This is a genomic window from Streptomyces sp. LBL (assembly GCF_029893585.1).
GTDB lineage: Bacteria > Actinomycetota > Actinomycetes > Streptomycetales > Streptomycetaceae > Streptomyces.
In genome coordinates this window covers 82,978-104,888 of sequence record NZ_JARXYX010000013.1, presented here as the reverse complement: position 1 = coordinate 104,888, position 21,911 = coordinate 82,978, and the positions used below count along the sequence as shown (strand labels likewise).

The following is a 21,911-nucleotide window of genomic DNA, read 5'->3' as shown; positions in this document are numbered from 1 at the left end:
TTGCGGTTGTGGTGCGTAAGACGTTTTGCGCTACTCGTCTTCGTCGTAGTCCTCGTAGGTGGCCGAGGTGACGCCGCCCGACGTCAGGTAGTTGCCCGCGTGCTTGTCGCCCCGGGCCAGGGCATGGCTGACCCACCCGTATGCGTCCCGGTCGGGCATCTCTCCGCCCTCGTACTCGTCGCCGTCGGGATAGATGGTGAAAGTCCCGGAGAACTCAATGACGGCTTGCTTCATGCTGCCCCCGATACTGCCTGTCGATGAGTTCGTAAGCCGTTGGCGCCGCCGCTCTGAGGGCATCCTCCATGTCCCGCATGCGGTTGAGGAGACGCACGTCCGTCCGGACGTCCCGCACGACGTAGCCGTCCGCCACACCCTTCATCCGTCGCTTCACCACCGCGCATCCGAACGGCTGGCCGGCGTGGACAGCCTCCCGGTTCGCCTGCGCAATGTAGTCAGCGAGAGTGATTGTTTTCTCTGCCTTCGCCTCCAGGGCGTGCAGGTAGTAGCCGGCGACGTCGCCAATGTCGCGGGCGCCCGTCTGCACGTTCCGATGGACGCCCGAGTTGTGATGCTCACGCAGGTAGCCGACGATGTCCGACTCCCACGCGGTGCCCTTGGCCTTACTGGGGTTGCTCGATGCCCTCACCTCTTCGCACCCAGACTTCGACGAGGTCAGATCCTCCGTCGGAGTCGATCACTACGGGCTCTGACTGAACTGTCCACGTGCGTTCCCGGTACGTTAGAACCCCGTCCCCGGTCGTGCTCTGTGCCGCTTCGTCCGTCACTGCCCGCACCCCTTCGTCTCTTGCCTCTGCCATATCGTACGCGCGTTCGATATGTCGGGGATGACTACTGGCCATGAGCCAACGAGTGATGTCGGATGCGGGTGCGGGTGCGGGTGCGGACAGGCATAATGCCTTCACGCCGTGACTAGAAGACCTCCACCTCCCCCGCCAGCGTTGACCAGGATGCGGCACGGGGTGCCGAACTCCCCGGACTCGATCACGCCGTCACCGTCGAAGGACCGGAGCGTCTTCACCCGTTCCTGCGCGTCGACCTCTTCGACGTACGGGCCCCAGACCTTGCCCTCCGAGTACGCGAAGGCTTCACGCGTCTGGACTACTCGGAACACTGTTGATCTCCTCTCGGTGAACCGCCGCGTAGGCCCACAGGAAGACGAGTGCGGCCAGGGCGACGCCGGACGGGATGAGCGTTGCGGCGATCAGGAGTTGTTGCATCACCCCTCCTCCACCTCCCGAATGAACTCCTCCGTAAGCCACGACCATGAGGCATACACGCATCGCGGCTTGTCGAACTCGACGGGGATCGGGTCGGGGACGGCGTGGACGATGTAGGTGTCCGGCTCGCGGATCACTCGACACGCTCCCATGAGATCGGGGCCCGATCGATCGTGAACACCGGGTTCGCGTACATCGGGTACCTCGACTGACGGGTCCGCATGCCGCGTGCCTGAGCAAGCGTCGAGTACGGGCCCCATGTGAGGTAGCCCGTCGTACCGTTGGACCTCGTGAAGGTCTGCACGAGTCGGAAGCACTCTTCATCGTCGTGACCGATGTTTCGGGTCATCAGTTCACGTCCTCCCATGTCGGCTGGCACGTCTCAATGTCCGACGAAATGACGTCCCACAGACCGTCATGTGTGCCTGCCACCGTGACGGCTCCGTGCCGCCGGATGTACGGGCCGTAGTACTCAACGGTCTCCTCAGCGTCGACGAGGAGCCGGGACGACTCTCCACATCCGTAGCCCGTGTACGCGCGGTTGGGGATCGACTTGTGGCGCACGACCTTGACGCGCCAGAGGGGCTCAGGTCCCTTCATGGTTCGGAGGGCCATCAGTCCTCGTCCTCCTCGTCTGGGTTACCGAACGAGAAGTCGCACTGATAGGCGCCCGTGACGTAGTGGATCGCGTGTGTCTCCACGGCCCTCACCTCCGGGTCCGAGCGGAGCGACTCGACGAGGGTGCGCGGGTCGTCCGTGTGCTCGTCCTGCCCGTCCTCATCGCCCTTGCGGTAGACGGTGACGCAGTAGGTTCCACCGTCGAAGACACCCATCAGCCCGTCACCTTCCGCCACGCCACCGTGGTCACCTCGACGCGCTCCACCTCGTCGGCCGGCACGGTGCGGTCGTCGTCCCACGGGTCGTGGTCGTCCTGACTCTCCGTGAGACCCCGCTCGTAGTAGACGCGCCACACCTTGCCGTCGTCCGGTGCGCGGAAGACGAGTTCATTGACGGACACCCAGCGACGCGAATCGACTTGCTCCCGGTGCAGGATCTCCGGCGCATCGTCGGACCACGCTCCCGGGAGGTCCCACTCTTCGAGCTGCTCGCGGGTGAACTCTCGTGTTGGCATTAGCTCTCCTCTCGGTTCAGCACACTCACGATCGCGCCCCGAGCCATCGCGACTCCCGCGGCCTCCCAGTACTTCGGAAAGTCGCGCCTCGTCGTCGCTGCGGGGCAAATGCAGATCAGGTCACCGGGGCCGGCGTCGCGGAGGTCGCCCAGTGCGGGGGCGTTGTCGTCGTCGATGACGTGAAGGGCGCCGCTCACTCCACGCCCCGCGCGAGGGTCTGCTCCAGCTCACGCGCGATGCGGTCCTCCGGGCTGTCCCACGCGGTGTTGTTCCGCTCGGAGTACAGGAGAGCCTGTCGGACCAACTCCACCTCTTGGCCCGTGAGTTCCACGGTCAGCCCGCTGCTGCCAATCACCTTCGCCATGTGCTCGCTCCTCTCGGTTGGTGCTCCTACGCCCTCAGCCCCCGGGACCGAAGTCACCGGGGGCTGAAGGGGGCTGGTCAGATCTTGGTAAGAGGGCCGTACAGATTCGCGACGCTGCTCAGCTGTCGGCCGCCCTCGAAGGAGTCCGACGTGCTGCGGATCCCGGTGAGGCTGCGCTCGAACTTCCAGCGGTCGCCGTCGTTGTCGCGGTAGAAGATGCCGAGTTCGTAGGTCTTGCCGGCGTTCTCGACGGTGTCCCGCGCGGGCTCTGGCTCGACGAGAGCGAGAACGGCCGCACGGTTTTGGGTGACGTTGCCCTGAGGGCTTTTCGTCGCGTACCACTCGTTCGGGCTGAAGAAGGGACCGGCCTCGATGGTGTACTCCATGCCGGAGAACGTGCCCATCACCTTGTCCCCGACCTTGAACTTCGCGGCCGGCGTCATGCCCTCAGCGCCGATCACGTAGTGGCGCTCGTTCTCCCCCTTCATCAGGTAGCGCTCCGCGCCGAACGCCGCCGTGTACGGGCCGAACACGATCTCTCCCGCACCCCAGGAACCGTGCTCTACCTTGTCGCCAACCTTGAACGTCGCTGCCATGTTCTCTCCTCCGTGAATGGCTCATGCAAAGGCCCCCGGATCGTCGGTGTCCGGGGGCCGCGGGTCGGGGTTGGTCAGTCGGTGACGCGAGTGAGAGGGCCCCAGCGCTCAGCGACGTGCGCCAGCGAGAGACTGTCCTCCGTCGGGTTGCCCGTGCCGTCGGTACGGGCGCGCACGACTGCGCCGACCCTCTTCATCCGCCACACGTCGCCGTCACGGTCGCGGTACTTCGCCGACAGGTCGTAGGTGACGCCGTTGTGGGTGTAGGTGTTCTCGTCCTCGACGCGCTCGACGGCCTTGCAGTGCCACTGGCCGTTGACGTCGCCATGCCTGCCGCGACCGTCTCCGAACTGAACGAGGTAAGGCAGGAAGCTCCCGTCGTCCAGCTCCTTGACGGTGCCGACCTTGCCGTTGAACCGGTTCCGCCCGCCTCCGTCGTCGTCCGTCACCCGCACCCGGTCACCGACCTTGAGCGGCTCCAGTGTGTCGACCTTCGTCAGCGTCGACTCACGGGGCGTGGCGTGCTTGCCGTCGCGCTCCATCACCCAGAACGGCACGTCGGAGAAACGGCCGACGAACGGTCCGGCTACGAGCGTTGCCGACTCCCCGCGGAACGAAACCGTCGACGTCACCCTGTCGCCCACGGCGAACGCGGGAGCCTTCCGCATCACGCTGGACAGGGACGTGAACGTCCGCACGGCGTCCGGGTCGGACGGCGCGTCGACGAGCCTCACGACGTAGACGTCCCTGTCGTCGAACGGGCCGTATTCGACGGTCGCTCGGGATCCCCGCAGGGTCAGGATGACTTCCTCGCCGATCTTGAACGTGTTCGTCACTTGCTCTCCCCCGCGTCGCCAATAACCACCACGTGCTCCGCGCCGATCGTCTGCTGCTGGAGCGTCTTGCGCCCCGAGACACCCGACTCGCGCCCCGTCGGCACGACCTTGAGCTTCGGCACCACGCGCCCCGAGGACTTGTCGGAGAGGGTCTCCAGGACTACGGCCTCCGTGTTGCGCACCCTGTTTCCCCGGCGGGTGGGGTAGGCGATGAGCCGCCCCGGCTTGATGACAGCCCCCGTGAAGTCCGTCAGATCGGTCTTAGCCATGGTTTCTCTCCTCCGTGTGTGCTTCGTGCTTGTCGACGTTCATCAGCCGGTGGTACGCCTCGTACGCCTGATGAGGGGCGACTCCGTTACCGATCTTGTGAAGCTGCTCAGCACGCTTCAGGCCCGGGACGTCGGTCACCCAGCCGTCGGCCAGACCCATGAGCCACTCGGCGAAACGCGCCGTCAGTCGTCGTCCCCCACGGGGACCTATCTCCGTGGGTATGGGCGCCTGGCGCCCGGTGACGGCTTCCTGACGGCGGATGGCGGGCTCAAAGTCGACCCAATCCTGGATTAGCCCCTCCTCGTCCGGGAGGGTGAGCACCAGTTCGTTCAACGGTCGACTGTTGCGTCCGTGAAGATTGGACGCTCCCGATCGCCAGTCACGAGCCGTCGGCGTTGGCAACAGATGTCGTACAGCATCCGTCAGTGTCGGCCTCGTCCGCGAAGACGTGTACGGCGTCCCGTCGGCCCGGTAGCTTGCGCTACTCCGGCCGTCCGCCGCCAATGGGGTGGGAAGAAGATTGACCACCGCCCCGGGAAGCGCGTAGTCGCCTCCGCTGCTCCGCTGGTTAGGCCCACCGTGCGGACCGTCAGACGCACGCGGTATGGGCAGACACCTCACCGGCTCAGGAAGCATCCGGACAGCGACACCGAGCGGCGTTCCCTGCCCGTTGCCATTGACCCGCTTCGCCAAGTTCCGCTGGCGTCGCGCCTCCCACGATGCCAGCGACTCCCCATCATTGGGGTTGCTGGCTACTGGCGTCGGCAGGAGCCGCGACACCGAACCACCGGTCCCGGTGATGCGCGAGTCCGATAGATCCTTCGGAAGCTCGTACGCATGTCCACCGCAGGTCATACCCGATCTCGGCCAGGTCTCCAGCGACTTCCGCGAGCCCCCGCGACTTGATCGCGGAGACATTTTCCAGGAAGACGAGTCGCGGTCGAAGGATGCGAATCGCCTCGATGACATGGACGTAGACGCCTGATCGCTTTCCACGAATCCCCTCCCGCTTTCCGGCGTTGCTGATGTCCTGGCAGGGGAATCCCGCCGTGATGATGTCGACCAGGCCGACGAGTTGCGCCCAGTCGTAGGCGGTGATGTCACCGATGTTCGGTACGTCGGGGAAACGGTGGGCTAGCACCCTCGATGCAGCCCCGTCGACCTCCGCGACGTACGCAACCTTGCCGCCCGTGAGCGCCTCGACCGCCATCCCGAGCCCGCCGTACCCTGCGCAAAGCTCAAGAATTGTCAACGTTCCTCCTGTCAATCTGGCCCTTCAGCCACCGAAACGCGTGGTGTGCTTGCTGTGGGCAGACGCCGTTACCGATACGGCCGATCTGTTCTTCCCGCGTGAGGTCCGGGACGTCGGTAACCCACCCGTCGGGAAGGCCCATCATCCATTCGCAAAACTTCGGGGCGAGCTTCAATCCGCCCCGGGGTCCGCGCATGAGCGGGACGGGGGCCTGACGCCCCATGAAGATTTCCCAGCGGTAGACGCAAGTGGCGAACTCTCCCCACCACTCAGCCGGCGAATGCGGCCCGTCGTCCGGATGCTCCGCGTCGGGTTCGACGTTCAGGAGGAAACAGACCTCGTCCTCCAGCGTCGGACCGTGACCACCGGCCTTGCGCTTGTCCGGGTGCTGTGCGGAGCCATTTGACGCCAGATTGGCCGTCGGCGTCTTGAACAGCTTCTCTGCCCGCTCCCGCGGGAAGAGACGGGCAATGGCGGTTACGAGGTCGTCACCGCCCGACCCCTCACGGGTCCGCTTGGCGAAGTCGGGGCCGCGGGTCGCGTCACTGACCGTCGGGGACGGAAGGTGTGGCAACGCAGAACCACCGGTCGCGATGGTGCGGCGCCCCGATGTCGGAAGCTCGTAGAGCTGTCCACGCTGCGTCATACCCGATCTCGTGAAGCGATGTGAGCACTGCTGCTTGTCCCCGATTTCGGAGTGCTCCCACGTTCTCCAGGTAGACGTGTCGGGGTCGAAGAACCCGTATGGCGTCGGCGATGTTGAACCAGATTCCAGAGCGCGCACCCTTGATTCCCTCCCGGCGTCCTGCGTTGCTGATGTCCTGGCAGGGGAAACCCGCCGTGACGGTGTCGATCCCCTCGTCAAGCAGTGCGCCCCAGTTCTGAAAGCGCACGTCGCCAATGTTCGGGGCGTCGGGGAAGCGGTGCGCCATGACTCGGCAGGCAGCTCCGTGGACTTCCGCGACCACTGTGACTTTGTCGCCCGTCAGGGCTTCAACCGCAATTCCCAGCCCGCCATATCCGGCGCAGAGTTCGAGGATGGGCATCGGGTCACCCCGCGTTGAACGACTTGATGACGGCGCCGTCGGTGCCGTCGCTACTCAGAGGCTCGACGGTCAGGTTGGAGCCGTCCCGCTTGAACCCCGGGAAGTCCTCATCCCAGAACTCACCGTCGCCGAAGGGGTCCGTACCGTTCGTCGCGATCTTCAACGCCGTCGCCTCGTCGCCCGCGCGGACAACGATCGCGTCGTACTCGTCGTAGTCGTGGCGGTCCGTGCGGGACACCAGGAACAAAGCCACTGTCTCTCCTCAGTGTGCGTAGAATCGTGAGTACGCCCGCCCCTCCCGACCGCAATTCGGGAGGGGCGGGCGAAGTGCGTAGCTCAACTAGCGCGAGTAGCTCACGCAGCCTTCGCCAGGTCGGCCGTCTCCGTGGCCTCGACGGACCCGAAGACCTTGATGACCGGCTTGTTGTAGCTGACGGTCTGACCGGCGCGCGGACCCTTCTTCGGAACGTAGGTGACGTTCTCGATCGTCAGCGAGGCTCGGACCTGCTTGCCCGGCTCCGCCTCCGTCCCTTCGTTGCCGTACTTGTCGAGGGCCTCGAAAAGCGGGGCGAGAGCTTCGACCAACTTCCACGAGCCGCTGTTGAACCGGAACTTCCCGAGATCCGGAGCGTCGAGGATCCGGAACTCGATGTCGACAGACGGCTTCGGGCCCCGCAGCTTCGCCGCCTTGTCCTTCCGCTCCGCGATGTAGGAGGGGCAGCCGCAGGGGTTGCCCTTGTCCTCTTCCGGAGACAGGTAGTGGAAGCCGTCGCAGTGGTGGACCAGGCCAGCACCGGGCATGAACTGCTTGAACGAGGCTGAGACGCCGTCCGGCTCGATGATGATCTGAATCGTCTTCGAGTCGGTGAGGATCTCCAGGTTGTCTTCCCGGTCGGTCTCCCAGGGCTCCGGCTCGCCCCCGAGCAGCTCCGCCACCTTCGCGGCAACCGTGGGGTCGCCAGTCGTAACGCGCCAATCGTTGAGGGCTTCCGGGGTCTCCGTCTTGCCGACCTTGACGAGTCGGCCCGACCGGAAGCGGCCCACAATGTCGCTCTCGAAGGTGGTCTGTTCGCGGGGAGCGGCGTCCGGGTCGGCGTCCCAGATGGCCTTGAGGTGATTCGCCATACGTGAATGCCTCTCGTTGGTTGTGTGCGTGTCGGTGTGCGGCCGTTCGGTTCGGCCTTACACATGGGTTATGTCGTAATGCCGGGTCGATGTGACGCGGAAGTTCAGCGCACCTTCGGGGCCGAGGTGCCGACGGGTGCCACGTAGACGGCCGTACCGTCGGTGTCTCGGCATAGGAGTTGCCACACCGTCCCGCCTTCGCCGTCGTGGAGCGGTTCGAGGCGGGGGGCGTCAAACGTTTTGCGCTCGTCTGCGAGCTGAGCACGTAGGCGTGCGATCGCCTGCCGCTTCAGCTCCAGTGCCTCCATACCGAAGTTGGCTTCGTCCGCGGCACGCCGGCGGGCGGAGAGCCAGGCGGAGCGGTAGCGGTCGGACCTGTCGGCCTCCTCGTCACGGAGGTCTCGAAACATCAGGTACAGGTTCCCTGCGGACTCTCGCGCACGGTCGCAGTCGGCTAGCTTCCGCTTCAGGTCCGCAATCTCCGTGTCGCGCGCATCCACCATCGCGGCCCAGTCAGCCATACGCGAGCCTCCTAAGCTCCCGGTCCGTCGATGTCACGCGCTTCGGGTGAAGCAGCTTCCAGAGGTCTCCGGGCGTCACGTCTCCTGGGATCCGCCCGTCACTGAACAGACGCACGCCGGCGCGGAGATACGCCTCGTCGACGAGCTGAGAGCAGATCAGGTGTCCGCTGTCCGCGACGAACTCCCGCACCCACGCCGGGCGGATGCGGAAATGGGCGAGCGCTATCGAGCCGTAGTCGAGGAAGCTGTACGGCGTTCCGACGAGGCCACGGGCAGCGCCACAGATCCGCACACGGTCCGCGGCCGTCACGGCGAACTGCCCTGTCGACCACACGACGGGTGCATGCGCATCCTCCAGCGGGATCAACTCCGCCCCACCCGGCATGGCTTGGACGATCTCCCCGTTGCCGACGTACACGTATGCGTGCTGAACGGGGGCAGCGTCGCCCACGAGCCACTGGCCGGCTGCGACGAACTGGCCCGTGAATCCAGGGATCTTCGTCAGGGCGAAGTCGCCCGGTCGGGGGTAGGTCACCGCATCCCCCACTTCGGCCCCCGGAACGTCGCCGGAACCATCGGCGGGTACAGGTGCGGACGCTGCGCCGCAATGACGTTGTGGTACGCCTGCGTCAGGCTGGGGTCGGCCTCCCGGTCGTACTCCACGGCCCACGTCTCGCGGATCAGGGCGTTGATGTAGTCGCTCGTCATCTGGTGTTCTCCTTCGTGAGTCGTGCGCGCTTCTTCGGACGTGGCATCTCGTCCCACGGCAGGGAGGCGAAGGCAGCGGTGTACCTGCGCTGAGCGCGCTCTACGGCGTCGTAGTAGGGCTGTTCGTATGCCTGAAGGACGTCGGCAGTCCGCGGAGCCGTCGCCAGGAGCAGACGGAAGCGCTGCCGTGCGACGTGGCGCCGCAGCATCCGGACCTTCTCCCGCTCCTGCTCCAGCTTCCAGAGCTGCTCTTCGTAGCGCAGTTGAAGCCAACTGGAGCCCTCGCAGCGTCTGCACGCTGCCGCGCGGCCGTGCCACGGGGTCTCGCGGAAGTCCTCCCGGTCCTTGCGGCGTCGACACAGTCCGACGCACAGGAGGGTGTCTTTGCCGTTCGGGTGGGTGCGCTCGAACTCCGCGCGGATGGCGTCGGCAAGGGTGTAGGTCACGCGCGACGCTCCAGGTCTGCTAGCCACTTGCGGTAGAAGGTAAGGGCCTCCTCCGGCGTGCCGAAACCGGAGTACGTCCCGCCTGCCTCCACGGCCACGATGCGTTCCCGACAGAGACGAGCGTTCGCTCTACGCTGCTCCGCCTGTCGCTCCGCATCCGTCGGGAGATCACTGTCCGGGAGAACGTCCACGACTACGAGCCGATCCGCGCCAACGTGGACGCGCTTCTTACCGTCAGCCCAGCCTCCGCCGTACGCCCGTCGGACAACCTTCACCCACACGCGCCCCGACGATGTGAATCCGTCAACGACGGCCTCCACGAGTGCGATGGATCGGCCTACTCCTGCGCCGTAGACACAGGTAGCGCCCTCATGGATCTCGACGCCTCGTGCGTCCTTCAGTGGCTCCATCACTTGCCTCCCCCACCGATGCCCTGAAGCGTCGACGCGAGCCACACGCCGGCGCACTGCTCCGCCACAGTGGGCGACCATCCGCGGGACTCCAGGTCGCGCTTCATGCCGTCCGCGGCGTCGTAGATCGGTTCCAGGATTCCCGCCATGTCGAGCATGGCTGTAGTGATCTGCGCCTTCAGCTCCGCGGGAGTGGGAGGTGTTGCCGGTCCGAACATCACCCCTCGCCCTCCAGCCACTTAGCCACGCTCAGCACGTCGTAGACGCTTGCCTTCTCGTCCTCGCCCCAGTCCAGACCCTTCAGGAGGGCGTGAGCGGACTGAAAGACACTCGCGCGATCCAGGACGTCTGCGACGGTGGAGAAGCCGTCAGAGGGGCGCTCAGCGCCGTCGGTGAGGGGAGTCAGCGGACCGTGCAGCTCCTCCACGACCTCCAGGGCGGAATACTCGGAATCGTCCACCCTGTCGCCGCTCACCTCGATGACGCGGACCATGCCGTCACCGTCGTCTTCCCACACGTCCCCGCCGTCGTCGATGTACTTCACGGCGCCTCCTCCCCTGCCCTGTCGATGGCCTCCACCCACTTCACGCCGACTGCGATGGCCTGCATCAGTTCGGCACGCAGCTTGACCGGGTCGTCCTCCGCCACGGCCTCGTAGACCTCTTCCAGGAAGACGTGACGGAAGGTTCCGGACCCAGCGGCAAACGCCTCGTCGCACTCTCGACGGCTAACGTGTGCCATGGCTCCCATCCACTCATCGCCAGTGCCGTGCGGGAGATCCTGAACACCGAAGATGGCGTCCTGGGCGTCGCGCTCGTGCAGCACCTCGTCAAGGATTTTCAGCTGTCGTCCAATGTGCGTTGTCATGGCCGGACCTCCGGGTCGAAGTGGTCCACGGCGTCGTGCCAGCCGGCGACGTACCGCGCGACTCGCTCCGGCTCGGTACCGCTCGGCAACAGCCGCGGACCCATGACCTTCCGCGCCTCCTCCGCCAACTCGTGCGCGCCCTCCTTCAGCACCTCGTCAACGAGCCGTTTCGCCTCCGCGCGGTGCGAGTCCATGCGTCCGCGTCGGGAGGCTGCGAGGAGGTGCGTGGTGGTGGTGACGAGGGTCTCTCGGGCGGTCACGACGTCACCACCGGGTCAATCAGACCGACGATGTAGCGCACGCTCGGGACGAGTCCGCGACGCGTCATGTCCGCGGCCGTGTGACGCTGCTTCGCCGCGTTCCGTCGCGACGTCTCCCGCTGCACTTCCTCCAGTGCGCGGCTGCACAGCTCCAGCCACTCGTCACCGTCTCGCTCGTTGACAAGCTCAGCCCACGCGCTCATGAAGACACCTCCGGGTCGATCAGGTCGGGCAACTTCGAAGCGCGTTGTATCCATTCGCGGTCGTCGACGTAGACCGGCCCGTCGTTCATGTCGTCCAGCTCTGCACGCTGCTTCTCCGCCAACTCGTGCGCAAAGTCGTCGATTAGCTTGTTGGCCTCTTCCCCGTCCGACTCTCGGCACATGCAGCCCACGCACCGCTCTCCGCAGATGGAGGCGTTGAGGCTCATGACGTGGTCGAAGAGTTCGTCACGCGCGCTCACGCCGCCTCCTCCATCTCCGCGCGCAGCGCCACCAGGTCGCCGGCGGTCATGACGACGGTTGCGACCGTCTCCCCCGCGGCATTGCGAACGTGCAAGTCGTACTCGATACCGCGCGGCGTAATGGTGACCGACGATCCGTCGGCCGTGTGGATGGTGCGTCCGCCGTTGATCATGCTCGGGTCTCCTCGTCCGTCAGCTCAACAGGGATCAGGTAGCGGTCCGCACCACCACCAGGGCGGAACATTTCGCCGAGGTTGAAGCGGCCGATCGTGGCGTAGACGCGACGCGCGGTGTCGTCGTCACGGTCAGATGCGAACTTCAGGAGCGTGCGCAGGACGGCACGGCAGGCGTAGACCTCCCCGTGGTACTCGTCGACGAGGGCGGCGTTCGTGGCCTCCGCGCGCTGCTTCACGTGCTCGACGTCGACGGCTTCGCGGCTGATCTCCTCGTAGAGGCGGGTGACGTAGCCGTCCGCCTTCTCGGGGTCCGCAGACTGGCCGATCCAGTAGCACAGTTGCCGCGTACCGGGCGTGGTCATCGGCTCTCCTCTCGTGTGGGTACACGCCGAAAGCCCCCGGCGCCGAAGCAGCCGGGGGCTAAGTAGTGCGTGTGTGACTTGCGTCAGGCAGCCTTGCTGACGCCGTAGCCGATGATGAGTCCGACGATGAGGCAGAGCAGTTCCATGCGTCCTCCTACATGTGAGGCTGCGAACCGCACTTGCGACCGCAGGTCCAGCAGAATTCGGGGTCCCGCATCTCCTCCTCGGTCGGCACCTACCGTCTCCTCGCCCTCGACGGCGCCTTGCCCGCCGGCGCCTTGAACCTCGCCGTCCCCGTCTTCTTCACCTTCGGGTGGTCGATGTCGATCTCGATCCCCGGGGACTGCGCTGGTGAGTCGGCGTAGTCGCACGAGGCCAGGGCCAGGGCGAGGAGCAGAGCCACGGCCAGGGCCCAAACTGCAGGACGCTTCAGAGGGTTCACGCTGCCGCCTCCCACTTGCCCGAGTCGTTGTTGTTGAGGGTGACCTTGAAGACGTTCCGGGTCTGTGTGTGGTAGACGCAGATACCTTCGGGGTTCATGAAACCGGGGGCCGCGACGGAGCCCTTCAGATGGAGGGTGTCGATGGCGTTCACGACGCTGGCCTCCCGGAAGGTGCCGGAGTACAGCACCGGCACGGCGCGGATCTGCCCGGCGAGCGACGAAAGCTCAGCGCGCGTCGCCACGGAGTCAAGGCCGTCCTCCCCCGTCTTGAACCAGCGGTCCGTGTTGAAAAGGCTGAACACCTTGCCAGGCATGTCGTAGCGTCGCTGAATCCCCTGGCCCCACCACTCGCCGAAGTGGACGCCTTCGCCGAGGATGCAAACGAGGTCCGCGGCATTGTCGTAGACCCATCCGGCAAAGCCGTAGTGGTCGGTCGTTTTGCCGGGCGTAATGATGCGCGTCCGGGACTGCGCGCTGAGGCCGTACCACTGCCTGTCGACGTAGGTCAGTCGGCCGGCGTCCGTCGCCGTCAGCTCGTCGTCACGGACCTTACTGATCTGGATCGCGGCGTTGGTCCCGTCGATCTTCTCCGTCACGACGATGTCTCGGAAGAGCCGCTTCGTCTTCGGCCACGGGGCGAACTCGTGCGCTGCCATGCTCTCTCCTCTGTGCATGCGAAGCGGGGCGCCCGGTGTGGGCGCCCCGCGTGTGTGACTGGCGCTACTTGCGGCGGAACAGACGTCGCGCGCTTAGAACGAACGCCACGGCCCCGAAGCCAGCGAAGAACGCCGTCGTGTGGCCGATGGCGAGCATGAAGAGTCCGACCTCCACAGGGAGGAAGAGCAGCACGGCCAGGACCACGACAGCCATGGCGGCCGGGCGGGGCTTCTCCGTCACTCGCTCTCCCCCTTCAACTGCGTGATCTCGCGCGCCTGGCGGACGATGGTTGCCTTGAGTTCGTCGACTTCCTCCGGGTGGCCGTACTGCTCCCGGACGTACAGGGCGTTGGCCTGCGCGCCCTCGTACCGAGATCGCCAGTGGTCGCGCTCACGCTCCGCTTCTCGGAGGTCCCTCCGGATCGGAGCCGTGTTGTCCTGCCGCTCCGCGAGGGACTTCCACAGCTTGGCCTGCTCCGCGGCACCGTCACGCTCGTCCCGGACCTGCTCCGCAACGGCAATCACACGCGCCATGTGCTCCGGGTCCCATCGGTTCCCCGGGCCCTCGTCTATGTCGACCCCCAGAACGCGGGCGACGTCAGCGACGACCTGACGTGCCTGGCCACCAGACTCGTTCTCCCGGTGGACGGCCGCCAGCGCAGCCACCTCCAACCGGTCGATCGCTGCCCGGTCTGCGCCACCCTTCAGACGCTCGTTGATGAAGTGGCGGCGCATCTGGCCCATTGAACTGCCCATGCCGATCACGCCGCCCTCCGCTGAGTTCCCGTGACGAACTCTCCACCGGACGCGACCGGCTTGCCGATCACGCGCTTCTTCCCCTCCGCTTCCCAGTTGAAGACGCCGCGTAGGTGAAGAAACGTCTCGAACACCACCGGATCGCACTTGACCGGATGCAGTGCCCATCCCTCCGGGCGGACGTGTAGAGCGGCTCCGCCGGCCATCTCCGGCATCGGGACAGACGAGCCGTCCTCAGCCAGGATGATTCGGTCCGCGTAGCGGTAGGCGGAGAGCTGGAGGGCGACGGAGTCGTAGATCGATTTCGACGTCTTCCAGTCGACGATGACCGTCTCATCGTCGATCTTCGCAATGGCGTCGAACGACCCGGCGTACTGATGGGTGTCGCTCCATACCGTTTCCTCCAGGTAGAGGAACTCCGGCTGCACCTCCTGGAGGAACTCGCTGAACCATCGAACGTGCGGCTTCACGTCCATGTGGACGTGCCGCAGGTTGACCGACTCTCCGCGGGCGAGTCGCTCGAAGAGGTCGTGCGCTGCGGTGCCCAAGTCACTCGCGGCTCCCGACGTCCGCCGGTGCGCGCCCTTCAGGTAGTCGGTGGCGCCCTTCGGGTCGCGCCGGACCAATTCCGAGACGATGTCCCAATTTTTGACGGCAGCCTCCGCGGCCTCCTTCGCTGCCCAGTAGGTGAGGTAGTCCTTCGGCAGCATGCCGCCAACGGACGTCACCCCGGGAACCTTGATCGCACCGTCGTCCGGATGGATGTAGAAACGGCTGCCACCGCGCTTGATTGTGCTCACTCCGGCCATGCGGCCTCCTGTGTAGTCCGTGCTGACACAGGAGTTATGTCGTAATGCCGGGACGATGTGACGCGAGACTTCGCAGATCTTCCGCGTCCTCCCCCGCGTTCAGACCGCATGCCAAAACGCCAAACTAACCCCCTATTTCACTTCTCTCTAACACACGTTAAGGAGAGTTAGAAATAAGGGGTTAGTTTGGCTAGTTCGGCCAGCCGGAGGACGAAGGGGTGGGCGACGTCGAGGGGCGACGAGGCGGCGATCAGCGTCCTGACCTGCGGGTTTTCAGGTGCTTGCGCAGTTCACGGATGGTCTTCTCCATCGCCGCGAGGTGCTCGTCCAGTTTGGCACGCTGCCCGTCAGTCATGTCGACGTCGATGACCTCTGGGCGTAGCTGCCCCACAATGCCGCCCGCAACCTCCGCTAGGCGGAGTTGATCCGCGGTTGCCTTCACCCGCAGGCCCGGCGACCGCTGTTCGACGACGTCCGCCTTCAATTCACCCTTGGCGCTGGACTTCTTCGCCGGCCTGGCTGCCACCTGCTTCACGGGGCTGGCCTCAACAGCAGCCGTCAGTTTGGTGGCGTTGATGATCGCCTGATTCGTAGCGCGGGTGTCCTGCTGACGCTCCAGGGCGGATTCAGGGATGAGTCCGAGCCGCGTCAGTTCGCGGGTCGTCAACGTGCGGCGTAGAAGGTTGTTGACGTGGTAGCGGACAGATGTCTTGATCCTGGCCTCGTCGATGCCGGCGCGGACGTACATATCCGCAACGGCCTTCCGGTACTCGCCGTCACGACCTAGGTAGTCGTCGTACTTTTCGCGCAGAGCGACCACGACCACCGCGACGTTCCGCAGGAGGATCGTCGGGTGATTCTCGATGCGCGCCCATTCACGGGCGTACGCCGCTCCGCGAGCGACGAGCGCCTCCTCCGGGTCGCCACGGAGGTCGTCAAGCTCCAGCTGTCGAGGATCCGCCACGTCGACGCGCGCGGCACTGCCGGTAGTACGTCGAGAAACCTCGCTGGAACTCATCTGTCCTGACCTCTCGAATGAATGCCGCTACCTTGTTGAGGCTAGCGCAAAACGTTTGACGTTGGCAGACCATACAGCAAGGCAGCGGCGAGTGATCATTCTTCGTCGAACAGGTTCCCGCAGACTCCGCAGACGATCGGCCCCTTCGCAGCGATGGTCTGCGAGATGCGAAAGGTACGTGCTGGGGTGCATTTACACCGGAGCGTCAGCCTGTCTACACGGTCGGCCCTGACCGTTGACGGCAGCTCCAAGTGCGGCAGAAGGAGCGGGATCGTGTCGCTCAAAGCTGCCAGGTCCGGGCGGTGTCGACGCAGGGCCGGATTCGTCAAGGTCACGTTCTCCGAGCCCCTGCTCTGCGTTCGCTGAGCGGTCTCGCTCCACTGGAGCCCTACCTCGTCAGCAGCCGTAAGAAACTCCTGATTGTGGTACGCCCCGCGCATAGTGGTGTCGTTGACGCCGCGTACCCAGTTCAGCAAATGAGCGGCGTCGTGGAGCACCATCTCTAGGACAGCTTCCGGGCCCTCCTGGAGCACGTCAGCGCTGACGACGAACCCTGAGACAGATCCGTCAGCGTCCACCGTCCATCGCTCCGGGCCGTGGTCCTTTCTCCTCTTGGTAGGTGACACGGTTGATCGAATCCGTGGTAGCTCCGCCACGTCGGCCCTCAGTCGCTCCCATAGAGCGTCGAGGGCGGCCAGCAACGGGCCGGGTGAGGTCGGCATGCGCGGAGTATAGGGGTTATGTCGACCGGCCCAGCTACTCCAGAACTGGCCACCTTGAGACGTTTTACGCTGGCTGGATGACCCCTGAAACGCAAAAGAGCCCCGCCTCCCACACAGGGGAACGGGGCTCTGAGGCTACGTCGTACGGTTGTTGACCTTTCTGCCTCTTACGACAGAAACCGTCCGCGCGGTCTGTATGTGACGAGAGTCTCAGAGGGAGCGGACTACGCAGTGACGTGAGTGTTGGGGTCGTCCGCACGCGCCCCTCCCCGTATTCCTGTACGTGAGCACGTGGTCAAGGTCGACGTCGAGCGGCTATGGCGTCGATGGAGGCGAGGCAGGCGTCAAGCTCGGTGCCCTGGTCGGCCAGGGCTTCGCGGAGGAACTGCCAGGGCTCGCGGCTGTGCTTCCCGTTGACTCCGCGGTTGCAGGGGGCGCAGGAGGGGAGGAGGTTGAAGAGGGCGTGGGGGCCGCCCTTGGACAGGGGATAGAAGTGCTCCACCTCGTAGCCGTCGACGAGGAAGCCGCCGCAGAAGAAACAGGCGTAAAGGTCATGGTCCTCCCAGTCGTGGCGGAGGTCGCGGGCAGTGAAGGTCTCGATCGTGGCTTCAGCGATGCTGGCCCTACGTCGCTGACTTGCAGCTCGCACAAGTTCCGGGCTCTCCTGTCGCCATCTGCGGCTTCGCTCGCTGACGTGCGGCCGGTTTCGCATGTCCCACTCGCGACATCGCCGGTTTCCGCAATCTCTGCAGTAGGTCTGTAGCCCGCTCGCCGTGTGCTTGCTGATGTTGAACTGGTCAGACGTCTTGGTCCGCCTACACCCTGGGCACTGGCGGTGTGCAGGTGCAGCGACGACGGGCCGCCTAGTCAGTGCCTCCCGGTGCTCTTTCGCCTTTTCCGCCTCACAGCTCTTACACCACGACCGAAGACCGTCACGCGCCGCCTTACGTCGCCCGAACTGCTCAGTGGTCTTCGTCTCCGAACATCTCGTGCACCTCTTCGTCTTCTCCATCTCTCCTCCTACGCCAAAAGCCCCCTGCCTCCGAAGAGACAGGGGGCTGATGATTACTGCGCAGGCGTCACCTTTGCCCTCGTCGTCTCCCCGACCACGATGGGGAGCACGATGGCGCCGAGGGCTCCGAGGTTCTCCGCCAGTCCCGGCTGAGACAGGATGGGGACGTAAAGCGCACCAGCGATGATGAGTGACGTCAGAGCCGCGCGCAGGCGGACAGGCTCCGTCGCAGCGAACGCCTGGAGCTTCACCTTCACGCGTAGGGCGACGATTTGGAGGTACGTGAGGAAGGAGTTCATGAGTGCCTTTCGCTAGAACTTCATGGCCATGCGGGCGGACTCCAAGGCGTGGATGTCCTCCCAGATCCGTTCGAGCTGTGCGTGTAGCTGCGGGAGGTCGCCGTCGTTCTGGGCGAGGTAGTGAGCGGCCTCCGGTCCGAGTCGCTCCGACTCGTGGTCGAGGTGCGGGATACCGGGCCGGTTGATGTGGAGGAGACGGAATCCAGCCCGCTTCAGGGCGTCTACCTCGTTGGGGTACCGAACGTCAGTGACGACCACCGGTACGCCTGCGTCGTTGGCCTCGATCGCCTTCGTGAGTACGGGGCGGATCCAGATGTCCTCGTCCACGGCGCGCATGGCGGAGCCAAGTTCCTGGAGGACGCGACGGACTTCGGGGGTTTCCTTCGCAATCTCCCAGCCTTCGTCTTCGACGACCTCGGAGAGGCGGACCATGTCCCAGTGCTCTTGGCGGTCGCCCTCGTGATCAACCCACGAGTCGTAGTCGACGTAAGGATCCACCTTCAGCGCCGCATCCTTCAGCACGTCCGCGAACGCCACGCGCCGGTAGCCCCGCTCGTCGACGAACCACGCGCCGGCAGTGTCTTTGCCTACCCTTGCGCGGCCGATGATCCCGATGTTCATGGGCTCTCCCCTCTAAGTGGTTACAGAGGGGTTGTGTCGTAATCCGAAGAGGATGTGACGCGGACGGTGCTACTTCTCGCCCGCCAGAGTCGTGACCTGGCGGACATTGTGCCGACGGACCCCAATCAGGGGACTACGTCCTGATCACGGGATCCACAGGGGCGGACGAAGCGCTACCCCCGCGGGGACTTCAGGCATCTACATGTCTCCTCGCGGTGGCTGCCGGCCGATCAAGAGGTGCTCTGCGTCGTGAGCGGCCTGCCACTCCCGGACGCGAGACACGTCCTCCCGGACGCCGTCGATGTCGTCCCGCACGTCGTCAATGCGGAGGTTGAGCGCTCGCGCGATGCCGTCCAGGGCGTCTCGCGTGGCTGTCCCCTCCGCCTCCACGGCGCCGGTAGTGCGGCGTTGGAGTGCGAGTAGCGTAGGGACAGCCGCGATGACAGCTGCACCCATGACGGATGCAGCCGTGATCAGCGAGATGAGGACTTCCGGACTCAAGCCGTGACCTTGAAACCGTGCTTGGCGCCGAGCTTCTCCATCGACGTCTTGCCCGGGATGCCGTCGGCCGCCGAGCCGGTGTAGCCGCAACGCTTCTGCCACGCCTTGTACGCCGCGATCGTCGAATAGCCGAACGACCCGTCAGAGGCGAGCGATGAGGTGAGCAGGCCCTCGGCCTTGAGCGCGGCTTCGACGACCTTGACGTCCCCTGGGTGTGTCGTCCCACCCTGCTTCAGGTCCGGGTCAACCTTCGCGGCAGCGATGACGTTGGAGAGGTCGACAGTCTTCTTCGTGGGGACGGGTTTTGACGGAGTGGGCGGAGTTGGCGTCGACTCCGCCGGGGCCGCCTTGAAGATGGCGTTCTTGTCGATGGCGCCCGGGTCCCAGTGGTCGTTGCCGGGCACCTGCGAGTGTCCGTAGTGCCCGCCCTTGGTCGCCCACACAGACCGCGAGCGGCTCACGTCGGAGTCACCGTAGCTGTCGGCCAGGGCGCCACCGGGCCAGGTGTCCGGGACGTCCCACGAGCGGATGGCGCGCATGAGGGCGCGGAAGTTCGGACCTGGCTTCCACGTCTTCGTGAACGGGGCCGCAGCCTTGCCGAGTACCTCGATCTGTATGCACGTGCTGCCAGTCCTGTTCGTCCGCGTCAGGCCGTCGTTCTTCAGCGCTCTCGCGGACTGGTTGATCGGTCCGTACTGGCCAAGACGATCGGTCGTCGGGTCGTACAGGAAGTGCGGCTCAGCCGAGATGGTGCTCAGGTACTTACCAACGGCGGTGAAGGACGCGTTGCCCGTCCCGCTCTCCGTCGTGTGCCAGACGACTCGGCCAGGAGCCGTCGGGGTGTCCATCGCTCCCCCGATGCTGCCGTCACCCAGACGCTCAGCGTCCTTGATCCAAATCTCACGCATGCTGGCCCCTCCAGGGCATGAAAAATCGCCCCGCTGCTGCGGGGCGTGAATGTCGTGTGGTGTGGGATTAGTCGCCGGCAGGGCTGAACTGGATTCCGTCGAGGGCGAACCACGCGGGCGAAGCGGACGTTCCCTGCCCTCCGCCGCTCTCCGCGAAGTACCAGAGGGCGCCGGTCGCGTCGGCCCAGACTCGCGCCGTCATACGCGTTATATCGGAGAAGGTCGCCCGGCTGGTGGCAACGATGAAATGCCGGTTCGACGCAGGAGCGATTACCGACGGGATCGATGCGAAATGCGCGGCGTCACCAGTGTCGTTCAGCTTTCCATTGTTCGCCTTGACAGCCCCGCGGAGTTCGATTCCTCCGCCCGCCTTCCTACGCCACCCCGGCGATCCGGCAAACGCTGAGTGTCCGCTAGTGTAAGTCAACGGAGACCAAGGTCCGTCGGACAACAGGAGCCAACTGCCATCAGCCTGACGTCCTTCCCACCGGTCTTCCGCGATCAGGTACGTCAGCATTCCGGGAACAGGCTTCGTTGAGCCGGACAACGCTGCGGCCCTCGCGTTGGCATCGGCGAAACGCATGACGATCTTGGGAACGACCCCGTTTACGATCGTCTGAGTCGCGACCTCCATATCCGGCGCGTCTCCCATTACCGGATACTGAACTCCCTGACTGTATGCGTCACTTCTGGGCATAGTTAAGGCGCCTCCTGCGCATCATGAACTCCGACTTACGCAAGCGCTCCGTCGACAATCCAATTGCCGTCCGCGTTGCGTGATACTTTGACGACGTCGTTCACGGCTGGAGCCGAATACGACTTCAGCCGGCGGACCCTGTCGACAGGGCCGCGAGCCGTCGAGATGTTGACCGTGCCGTCCCCGTTGACGGCCCTCACGGAGGCTAGTCCCCAGGAGGCTCCGCGCTGCTCGACGGTCTGGACTGCAAGGCGCTGAACTGCATCGATGAGCCGCTTAGAGAGCCTCATGCCGCCTCCTCCTTCCCTCCGCGGAGGGCCATTGCGAAGGCGCCGTCGGCCGTCAGCGGGATGGTCAGCGACTGCACGAGGTAACGCTCCTTCCGTCCCGCGTGAATGAGGCGGATGATGTCGTTGCCCTCCAATGCGGGATTAGGAAGGGAGTCAAGGGACGTCTGCACATTCGGCGCCGTAGCGTCGAACAGGGCGTACTCAGCTGCCGAAGTGCAGTCGGCAGCACTGATCCACAGAGCCGACGAAATGAACTTTGTAACTCGCCCGAATGGTCCTTCCCACCTAGTAGGACTTGTCGGCTCCAGATCTTTCGCGAATCCGCTAACCGGAGCGACTCCGGATGCTGCATTCTCTCCGGACGCTACAATGCAGTTGTAAACGCCCGTTCTTGGCATGGAGCGCGTGGAGGAGATGAGCGTTCCCCCCTCTCCCTCCGCGATGTCCCACGCAACGGTGCCGTTTATAACGTCGGGAAGATCGACGACTACGAACCGGTTCTGCGCGTCGACGTAGATCTCAGCACTCATGGCGCGCGCTATCTGCTGAACGGCGTCCCAACGGTCGGAGCCCGCATCCCACGTAGCCACGGCACATGGTGGGTTACGTGCGCCGGACGTGCGATTGACGATCGTCGCCAGGGGAATCGTCTGCCGGATCAACGCCTCTATGGCGTCGACGCATCCTCCGTATCCCCGGGTAGTCGTCGGAGAAAGGAGCTTGTCGTCGATGACGGCGCATTCCATAGAGGCGCCCGTGACGCTGATCGGTCCGAAGTGGACGTCTCCGCCAGGCTCATTGAGACGGAAAGTCCCGAGCGGGACCCACTCCTCCGAACCGTTGGAGTAGCGGATCCCACGCGAGGCAACCAATTGCTGACCGTAGGGCGCCAGCTGGTCAGTCTCCAGCCACGGCATGTACTTCGGATCGGAGACCGTCAGGGAGATCGTCCGGCGGGTCTTGCTCCCGCGATCGACGGTGACTGAGCCACTGTCGAACGGGAGGTTGGCCACCTTAATTTGTCCGTTGAAGTAGACGTCGACCTTCGCGAGCATCGTGTGTGACGTTGCGAGGGTCTTCAGGAACGTCGAGCTGACCGGGTACATCA

At 65.0% G+C, this 21,911-nt stretch carries 46 protein-coding genes; all 46 read right to left on the bottom strand.

The genetic code is table 11. From position 1 onward, the window contains the following. Window positions 1-30 precede the first annotated feature (30 nt). Window positions 31-234 carry a hypothetical protein gene (locus tag M2271_RS17770; RefSeq protein ID WP_280888216.1) on the bottom strand — a complete coding sequence of 68 codons (204 nt, stop codon included), beginning with the start codon at window positions 232-234 and terminating at the stop codon, window positions 31-33. Further along, a complete protein-coding gene (locus tag M2271_RS17765; protein ID WP_280888215.1) occupies window positions 215-646 on the bottom strand; it encodes a hypothetical protein in 432 nt (143 codons plus the stop codon). Before M2271_RS17765 ends, M2271_RS17770 begins: the two co-directional genes overlap by 20 nt. Window positions 647-919: 273 nt before the next feature. Then, on the bottom strand, window positions 920-1,132 hold the full coding sequence (locus tag M2271_RS17760) for a hypothetical protein (RefSeq protein ID WP_280888214.1): 213 nt from the start codon (window positions 1,130-1,132) through the stop codon (window positions 920-922). Then, a complete protein-coding gene (locus tag M2271_RS17755; protein ID WP_280888213.1) occupies window positions 1,107-1,238 on the bottom strand; it encodes a hypothetical protein in 132 nt (43 codons plus the stop codon). The genes M2271_RS17760 and M2271_RS17755 overlap by 26 nt, the downstream gene beginning before the upstream one ends. Further along, window positions 1,238-1,375, bottom strand: a complete 138-nt coding sequence (locus tag M2271_RS17750; protein WP_280888212.1) for a hypothetical protein — start codon at window positions 1,373-1,375, stop codon at window positions 1,238-1,240. The genes M2271_RS17755 and M2271_RS17750 overlap by 1 nt, the downstream gene beginning before the upstream one ends. A 211-nt stretch (window positions 1,376-1,586) precedes the next feature. Further along, window positions 1,587-1,853 carry a hypothetical protein gene (locus M2271_RS17745; RefSeq protein ID WP_280888211.1) on the bottom strand — a complete coding sequence of 89 codons (267 nt, stop codon included), beginning with the start codon at window positions 1,851-1,853 and terminating at the stop codon, window positions 1,587-1,589. Then, complete coding sequence (locus M2271_RS17740; protein WP_280888210.1) at window positions 1,853-2,071, bottom strand: hypothetical protein; 219 nt, start codon at window positions 2,069-2,071, stop codon at window positions 1,853-1,855. The genes M2271_RS17745 and M2271_RS17740 overlap by 1 nt, the downstream gene beginning before the upstream one ends. Beyond that, window positions 2,071-2,370, bottom strand: coding sequence for a hypothetical protein (locus M2271_RS17735; RefSeq protein ID WP_280888209.1), 300 nt, complete (start codon window positions 2,368-2,370; stop codon window positions 2,071-2,073). The genes M2271_RS17740 and M2271_RS17735 overlap by 1 nt, the downstream gene beginning before the upstream one ends. Further along, window positions 2,370-2,567 (bottom strand): hypothetical protein, encoded by a 198-nt coding sequence (locus M2271_RS17730; protein WP_280888208.1) that lies wholly within the window; start codon window positions 2,565-2,567, stop codon window positions 2,370-2,372. The genes M2271_RS17735 and M2271_RS17730 overlap by 1 nt, the downstream gene beginning before the upstream one ends. Next, a complete protein-coding gene (locus M2271_RS17725; RefSeq protein ID WP_280888207.1) occupies window positions 2,564-2,734 on the bottom strand; it encodes a hypothetical protein in 171 nt (56 codons plus the stop codon). Before M2271_RS17725 ends, M2271_RS17730 begins: the two co-directional genes overlap by 4 nt. 77 nt (window positions 2,735-2,811) lie before the next feature. After that, entirely contained in the window at window positions 2,812-3,330 is a 519-nt protein-coding gene (locus tag M2271_RS17720) for a phiSA1p31-related protein (RefSeq protein ID WP_280888206.1), read from the bottom strand. Window positions 3,331-3,404: 74 nt separating this feature from the next. Continuing rightward, window positions 3,405-4,166 carry a phiSA1p31-related protein gene (locus tag M2271_RS17715; protein ID WP_280888205.1) on the bottom strand — a complete coding sequence of 254 codons (762 nt, stop codon included), beginning with the start codon at window positions 4,164-4,166 and terminating at the stop codon, window positions 3,405-3,407. Continuing rightward, complete coding sequence (locus M2271_RS17710) at window positions 4,163-4,435, bottom strand: hypothetical protein (protein ID WP_280888204.1); 273 nt, start codon at window positions 4,433-4,435, stop codon at window positions 4,163-4,165. The genes M2271_RS17715 and M2271_RS17710 overlap by 4 nt, the downstream gene beginning before the upstream one ends. After that, window positions 4,428-4,769 (bottom strand): hypothetical protein, encoded by a 342-nt coding sequence (locus tag M2271_RS17705; protein WP_280888203.1) that lies wholly within the window; start codon window positions 4,767-4,769, stop codon window positions 4,428-4,430. Before M2271_RS17705 ends, M2271_RS17710 begins: the two co-directional genes overlap by 8 nt. Before the next feature lie 403 nt (window positions 4,770-5,172). After that, the gene (locus tag M2271_RS17700; RefSeq protein WP_280888202.1) at window positions 5,173-5,688 is read right to left on the bottom strand and encodes a DNA cytosine methyltransferase; all 516 of its coding nucleotides are present in this window, start codon (window positions 5,686-5,688) and stop codon (window positions 5,173-5,175) included. After that, window positions 5,675-6,334, bottom strand: a complete 660-nt coding sequence (locus M2271_RS17695; protein WP_280888201.1) for a DNA (cytosine-5-)-methyltransferase — start codon at window positions 6,332-6,334, stop codon at window positions 5,675-5,677. Before M2271_RS17695 ends, M2271_RS17700 begins: the two co-directional genes overlap by 14 nt. Beyond that, window positions 6,231-6,734, bottom strand: a complete 504-nt coding sequence (locus M2271_RS17690) for a DNA cytosine methyltransferase (RefSeq protein WP_280888200.1) — start codon at window positions 6,732-6,734, stop codon at window positions 6,231-6,233. Before M2271_RS17690 ends, M2271_RS17695 begins: the two co-directional genes overlap by 104 nt. A gap of 4 nt (window positions 6,735-6,738) precedes the next feature. Continuing rightward, entirely contained in the window at window positions 6,739-6,987 is a 249-nt protein-coding gene (locus M2271_RS17685) for a hypothetical protein (RefSeq protein ID WP_280888199.1), read from the bottom strand. Window positions 6,988-7,088: 101 nt separating this feature from the next. Continuing rightward, window positions 7,089-7,859: a hypothetical protein gene (locus M2271_RS17680; protein ID WP_280888198.1), complete on the bottom strand. Its 771-nt coding sequence runs from the start codon at window positions 7,857-7,859 to the stop codon at window positions 7,089-7,091. A 104-nt stretch (window positions 7,860-7,963) separates the two neighbouring features. Beyond that, entirely contained in the window at window positions 7,964-8,380 is a 417-nt protein-coding gene (locus M2271_RS17675) for a hypothetical protein (RefSeq protein ID WP_280888197.1), read from the bottom strand. After that, window positions 8,373-8,798: a hypothetical protein gene (locus M2271_RS17670; RefSeq protein WP_280888196.1), complete on the bottom strand. Its 426-nt coding sequence runs from the start codon at window positions 8,796-8,798 to the stop codon at window positions 8,373-8,375. Before M2271_RS17670 ends, M2271_RS17675 begins: the two co-directional genes overlap by 8 nt. A gap of 113 nt (window positions 8,799-8,911) precedes the next feature. Then, a complete protein-coding gene (locus tag M2271_RS17665; RefSeq protein WP_280888195.1) occupies window positions 8,912-9,088 on the bottom strand; it encodes a hypothetical protein in 177 nt (58 codons plus the stop codon). Beyond that, complete coding sequence (locus tag M2271_RS17660; RefSeq protein ID WP_280888194.1) at window positions 9,085-9,534, bottom strand: hypothetical protein; 450 nt, start codon at window positions 9,532-9,534, stop codon at window positions 9,085-9,087. Before M2271_RS17660 ends, M2271_RS17665 begins: the two co-directional genes overlap by 4 nt. Continuing rightward, complete coding sequence (locus M2271_RS17655; RefSeq protein WP_280888193.1) at window positions 9,531-9,944, bottom strand: hypothetical protein; 414 nt, start codon at window positions 9,942-9,944, stop codon at window positions 9,531-9,533. The genes M2271_RS17660 and M2271_RS17655 overlap by 4 nt, the downstream gene beginning before the upstream one ends. Next, complete coding sequence (locus M2271_RS17650) at window positions 9,944-10,162, bottom strand: hypothetical protein (RefSeq protein ID WP_280888192.1); 219 nt, start codon at window positions 10,160-10,162, stop codon at window positions 9,944-9,946. Before M2271_RS17650 ends, M2271_RS17655 begins: the two co-directional genes overlap by 1 nt. Beyond that, window positions 10,162-10,488, bottom strand: coding sequence for a hypothetical protein (locus M2271_RS17645; RefSeq protein WP_280888191.1), 327 nt, complete (start codon window positions 10,486-10,488; stop codon window positions 10,162-10,164). Before M2271_RS17645 ends, M2271_RS17650 begins: the two co-directional genes overlap by 1 nt. Further along, window positions 10,485-10,811 carry a hypothetical protein gene (locus tag M2271_RS17640; protein ID WP_280888190.1) on the bottom strand — a complete coding sequence of 109 codons (327 nt, stop codon included), beginning with the start codon at window positions 10,809-10,811 and terminating at the stop codon, window positions 10,485-10,487. The genes M2271_RS17645 and M2271_RS17640 overlap by 4 nt, the downstream gene beginning before the upstream one ends. Then, a complete protein-coding gene (locus tag M2271_RS17635; protein WP_280888189.1) occupies window positions 10,808-11,071 on the bottom strand; it encodes a hypothetical protein in 264 nt (87 codons plus the stop codon). Before M2271_RS17635 ends, M2271_RS17640 begins: the two co-directional genes overlap by 4 nt. Next, window positions 11,068-11,274 (bottom strand): hypothetical protein, encoded by a 207-nt coding sequence (locus tag M2271_RS17630; protein WP_280888188.1) that lies wholly within the window; start codon window positions 11,272-11,274, stop codon window positions 11,068-11,070. Before M2271_RS17630 ends, M2271_RS17635 begins: the two co-directional genes overlap by 4 nt. Next, the gene (locus M2271_RS17625; protein WP_280888187.1) at window positions 11,271-11,534 is read right to left on the bottom strand and encodes a hypothetical protein; all 264 of its coding nucleotides are present in this window, start codon (window positions 11,532-11,534) and stop codon (window positions 11,271-11,273) included. The genes M2271_RS17630 and M2271_RS17625 overlap by 4 nt, the downstream gene beginning before the upstream one ends. After that, window positions 11,531-11,707, bottom strand: a complete 177-nt coding sequence (locus M2271_RS17620) for a hypothetical protein (RefSeq protein WP_280888186.1) — start codon at window positions 11,705-11,707, stop codon at window positions 11,531-11,533. The genes M2271_RS17625 and M2271_RS17620 overlap by 4 nt, the downstream gene beginning before the upstream one ends. Next, complete coding sequence (locus M2271_RS17615) at window positions 11,704-12,072, bottom strand: hypothetical protein (protein ID WP_280888185.1); 369 nt, start codon at window positions 12,070-12,072, stop codon at window positions 11,704-11,706. Before M2271_RS17615 ends, M2271_RS17620 begins: the two co-directional genes overlap by 4 nt. A gap of 235 nt (window positions 12,073-12,307) precedes the next feature. Further along, window positions 12,308-12,514 (bottom strand): hypothetical protein, encoded by a 207-nt coding sequence (locus M2271_RS17610; protein ID WP_280888184.1) that lies wholly within the window; start codon window positions 12,512-12,514, stop codon window positions 12,308-12,310. Further along, window positions 12,511-13,170: an RNA ligase family protein gene (locus tag M2271_RS17605; protein WP_280888183.1), complete on the bottom strand. Its 660-nt coding sequence runs from the start codon at window positions 13,168-13,170 to the stop codon at window positions 12,511-12,513. The genes M2271_RS17610 and M2271_RS17605 overlap by 4 nt, the downstream gene beginning before the upstream one ends. Window positions 13,171-13,234: 64 nt before the next feature. Beyond that, window positions 13,235-13,411 carry a hypothetical protein gene (locus tag M2271_RS17600; protein WP_280888182.1) on the bottom strand — a complete coding sequence of 59 codons (177 nt, stop codon included), beginning with the start codon at window positions 13,409-13,411 and terminating at the stop codon, window positions 13,235-13,237. Next, the gene (locus M2271_RS17595; protein WP_280888181.1) at window positions 13,408-13,926 is read right to left on the bottom strand and encodes a hypothetical protein; all 519 of its coding nucleotides are present in this window, start codon (window positions 13,924-13,926) and stop codon (window positions 13,408-13,410) included. Before M2271_RS17595 ends, M2271_RS17600 begins: the two co-directional genes overlap by 4 nt. 5 nt (window positions 13,927-13,931) lie before the next feature. Next, window positions 13,932-14,735, bottom strand: coding sequence for a hypothetical protein (locus M2271_RS17590; protein ID WP_280888180.1), 804 nt, complete (start codon window positions 14,733-14,735; stop codon window positions 13,932-13,934). Window positions 14,736-14,985: 250 nt separating this feature from the next. Continuing rightward, window positions 14,986-15,753: a hypothetical protein gene (locus M2271_RS17585; RefSeq protein WP_280888179.1), complete on the bottom strand. Its 768-nt coding sequence runs from the start codon at window positions 15,751-15,753 to the stop codon at window positions 14,986-14,988. 95 nt (window positions 15,754-15,848) lie between these two features. Next, on the bottom strand, window positions 15,849-16,475 hold the full coding sequence (locus M2271_RS17580; RefSeq protein ID WP_280888178.1) for a hypothetical protein: 627 nt from the start codon (window positions 16,473-16,475) through the stop codon (window positions 15,849-15,851). A gap of 295 nt (window positions 16,476-16,770) precedes the next feature. Then, entirely contained in the window at window positions 16,771-17,124 is a 354-nt protein-coding gene (locus M2271_RS17575) for an HNH endonuclease signature motif containing protein (protein ID WP_280888177.1), read from the bottom strand. 416 nt (window positions 17,125-17,540) lie between these two features. Continuing rightward, entirely contained in the window at window positions 17,541-17,786 is a 246-nt protein-coding gene (locus M2271_RS17570; RefSeq protein ID WP_280888176.1) for a hypothetical protein, read from the bottom strand. A 12-nt stretch (window positions 17,787-17,798) separates the two neighbouring features. Then, complete coding sequence (locus tag M2271_RS17565; RefSeq protein ID WP_280888175.1) at window positions 17,799-18,407, bottom strand: hypothetical protein; 609 nt, start codon at window positions 18,405-18,407, stop codon at window positions 17,799-17,801. Window positions 18,408-18,605: 198 nt separating this feature from the next. Further along, window positions 18,606-18,908, bottom strand: a complete 303-nt coding sequence (locus M2271_RS17560; RefSeq protein WP_280888174.1) for a hypothetical protein — start codon at window positions 18,906-18,908, stop codon at window positions 18,606-18,608. Beyond that, window positions 18,905-19,816 carry a peptidoglycan-binding protein LysM gene (locus M2271_RS17555; protein ID WP_280888173.1) on the bottom strand — a complete coding sequence of 304 codons (912 nt, stop codon included), beginning with the start codon at window positions 19,814-19,816 and terminating at the stop codon, window positions 18,905-18,907. The genes M2271_RS17560 and M2271_RS17555 overlap by 4 nt, the downstream gene beginning before the upstream one ends. A gap of 67 nt (window positions 19,817-19,883) precedes the next feature. Further along, on the bottom strand, window positions 19,884-20,018 hold the full coding sequence (locus M2271_RS17550; RefSeq protein WP_280888172.1) for a hypothetical protein: 135 nt from the start codon (window positions 20,016-20,018) through the stop codon (window positions 19,884-19,886). Window positions 20,019-20,799: 781 nt separating this feature from the next. Beyond that, window positions 20,800-21,909 carry a DUF5047 domain-containing protein gene (locus M2271_RS17545; protein WP_280888171.1) on the bottom strand — a complete coding sequence of 370 codons (1,110 nt, stop codon included), beginning with the start codon at window positions 21,907-21,909 and terminating at the stop codon, window positions 20,800-20,802. Window positions 21,910-21,911: the final 2 nt, after the last annotated feature.

Bases quoted from the DNA above. Each gene is read 5' to 3' on its own strand.
- M2271_RS17620 (WP_280888186.1), bottom strand. From the start codon at position 11,707: ATGATCAACGGCGGACGCACCATCCACACGGCCGACGGATCGTCGGTC.
- M2271_RS17565 (WP_280888175.1), bottom strand. From the start codon at position 18,407: ATGAACATCGGGATCATCGGCCGCGCAAGGGTAGGCAAAGACACTGCC.
- M2271_RS17595 (WP_280888181.1), bottom strand. From the start codon at position 13,926: ATGGGCAGTTCAATGGGCCAGATGCGCCGCCACTTCATCAACGAGCGT.
- M2271_RS17605 (WP_280888183.1), bottom strand. From the start codon at position 13,170: ATGGCAGCGCACGAGTTCGCCCCGTGGCCGAAGACGAAGCGGCTCTTC.
- M2271_RS17615 (WP_280888185.1), bottom strand. From the start codon at position 12,072: ATGACCACGCCCGGTACGCGGCAACTGTGCTACTGGATCGGCCAGTCT.
- M2271_RS17665 (WP_280888195.1), bottom strand. From the start codon at position 9,088: ATGACGAGCGACTACATCAACGCCCTGATCCGCGAGACGTGGGCCGTG.
- M2271_RS17725 (WP_280888207.1), bottom strand. From the start codon at position 2,734: ATGGCGAAGGTGATTGGCAGCAGCGGGCTGACCGTGGAACTCACGGGC.
- M2271_RS17555 (WP_280888173.1), bottom strand. From the start codon at position 19,816: ATGCGTGAGATTTGGATCAAGGACGCTGAGCGTCTGGGTGACGGCAGC.
- M2271_RS17640 (WP_280888190.1), bottom strand. From the start codon at position 10,811: ATGACAACGCACATTGGACGACAGCTGAAAATCCTTGACGAGGTGCTG.
- M2271_RS17585 (WP_280888179.1), bottom strand. From the start codon at position 15,753: ATGAGTTCCAGCGAGGTTTCTCGACGTACTACCGGCAGTGCCGCGCGC.
- M2271_RS17740 (WP_280888210.1), bottom strand. From the start codon at position 2,071: ATGGGTGTCTTCGACGGTGGAACCTACTGCGTCACCGTCTACCGCAAG.
- M2271_RS17770 (WP_280888216.1), bottom strand. From the start codon at position 234: ATGAAGCAAGCCGTCATTGAGTTCTCCGGGACTTTCACCATCTATCCC.
- M2271_RS17675 (WP_280888197.1), bottom strand. From the start codon at position 8,380: ATGGCTGACTGGGCCGCGATGGTGGATGCGCGCGACACGGAGATTGCG.
- M2271_RS17695 (WP_280888201.1), bottom strand. From the start codon at position 6,334: ATGACGCAGCGTGGACAGCTCTACGAGCTTCCGACATCGGGGCGCCGC.
- M2271_RS17745 (WP_280888211.1), bottom strand. From the start codon at position 1,853: ATGGCCCTCCGAACCATGAAGGGACCTGAGCCCCTCTGGCGCGTCAAG.
- M2271_RS17690 (WP_280888200.1), bottom strand. From the start codon at position 6,734: ATGCCCATCCTCGAACTCTGCGCCGGATATGGCGGGCTGGGAATTGCG.
- M2271_RS17590 (WP_280888180.1), bottom strand. From the start codon at position 14,735: ATGGCCGGAGTGAGCACAATCAAGCGCGGTGGCAGCCGTTTCTACATC.
- M2271_RS17655 (WP_280888193.1), bottom strand. From the start codon at position 9,944: ATGGAGCCACTGAAGGACGCACGAGGCGTCGAGATCCATGAGGGCGCT.
- M2271_RS17550 (WP_280888172.1), bottom strand. From the start codon at position 20,018: ATGACGGCGCGAGTCTGGGCCGACGCGACCGGCGCCCTCTGGTACTTC.
- M2271_RS17755 (WP_280888213.1), bottom strand. From the start codon at position 1,238: ATGCAACAACTCCTGATCGCCGCAACGCTCATCCCGTCCGGCGTCGCC.
- M2271_RS17720 (WP_280888206.1), bottom strand. From the start codon at position 3,330: ATGGCAGCGACGTTCAAGGTTGGCGACAAGGTAGAGCACGGTTCCTGG.
- M2271_RS17630 (WP_280888188.1), bottom strand. From the start codon at position 11,274: ATGAGCGCGTGGGCTGAGCTTGTCAACGAGCGAGACGGTGACGAGTGG.
- M2271_RS17735 (WP_280888209.1), bottom strand. From the start codon at position 2,370: ATGCCAACACGAGAGTTCACCCGCGAGCAGCTCGAAGAGTGGGACCTC.
- M2271_RS17570 (WP_280888176.1), bottom strand. From the start codon at position 17,786: ATGAACTCCTTCCTCACGTACCTCCAAATCGTCGCCCTACGCGTGAAG.
- M2271_RS17650 (WP_280888192.1), bottom strand. From the start codon at position 10,162: ATGTTCGGACCGGCAACACCTCCCACTCCCGCGGAGCTGAAGGCGCAG.
- M2271_RS17545 (WP_280888171.1), bottom strand. From the start codon at position 21,909: ATGTACCCGGTCAGCTCGACGTTCCTGAAGACCCTCGCAACGTCACAC.
- M2271_RS17580 (WP_280888178.1), bottom strand. From the start codon at position 16,475: ATGCCGACCTCACCCGGCCCGTTGCTGGCCGCCCTCGACGCTCTATGG.
- M2271_RS17680 (WP_280888198.1), bottom strand. From the start codon at position 7,859: ATGGCGAATCACCTCAAGGCCATCTGGGACGCCGACCCGGACGCCGCT.
- M2271_RS17710 (WP_280888204.1), bottom strand. From the start codon at position 4,435: ATGGCTAAGACCGATCTGACGGACTTCACGGGGGCTGTCATCAAGCCG.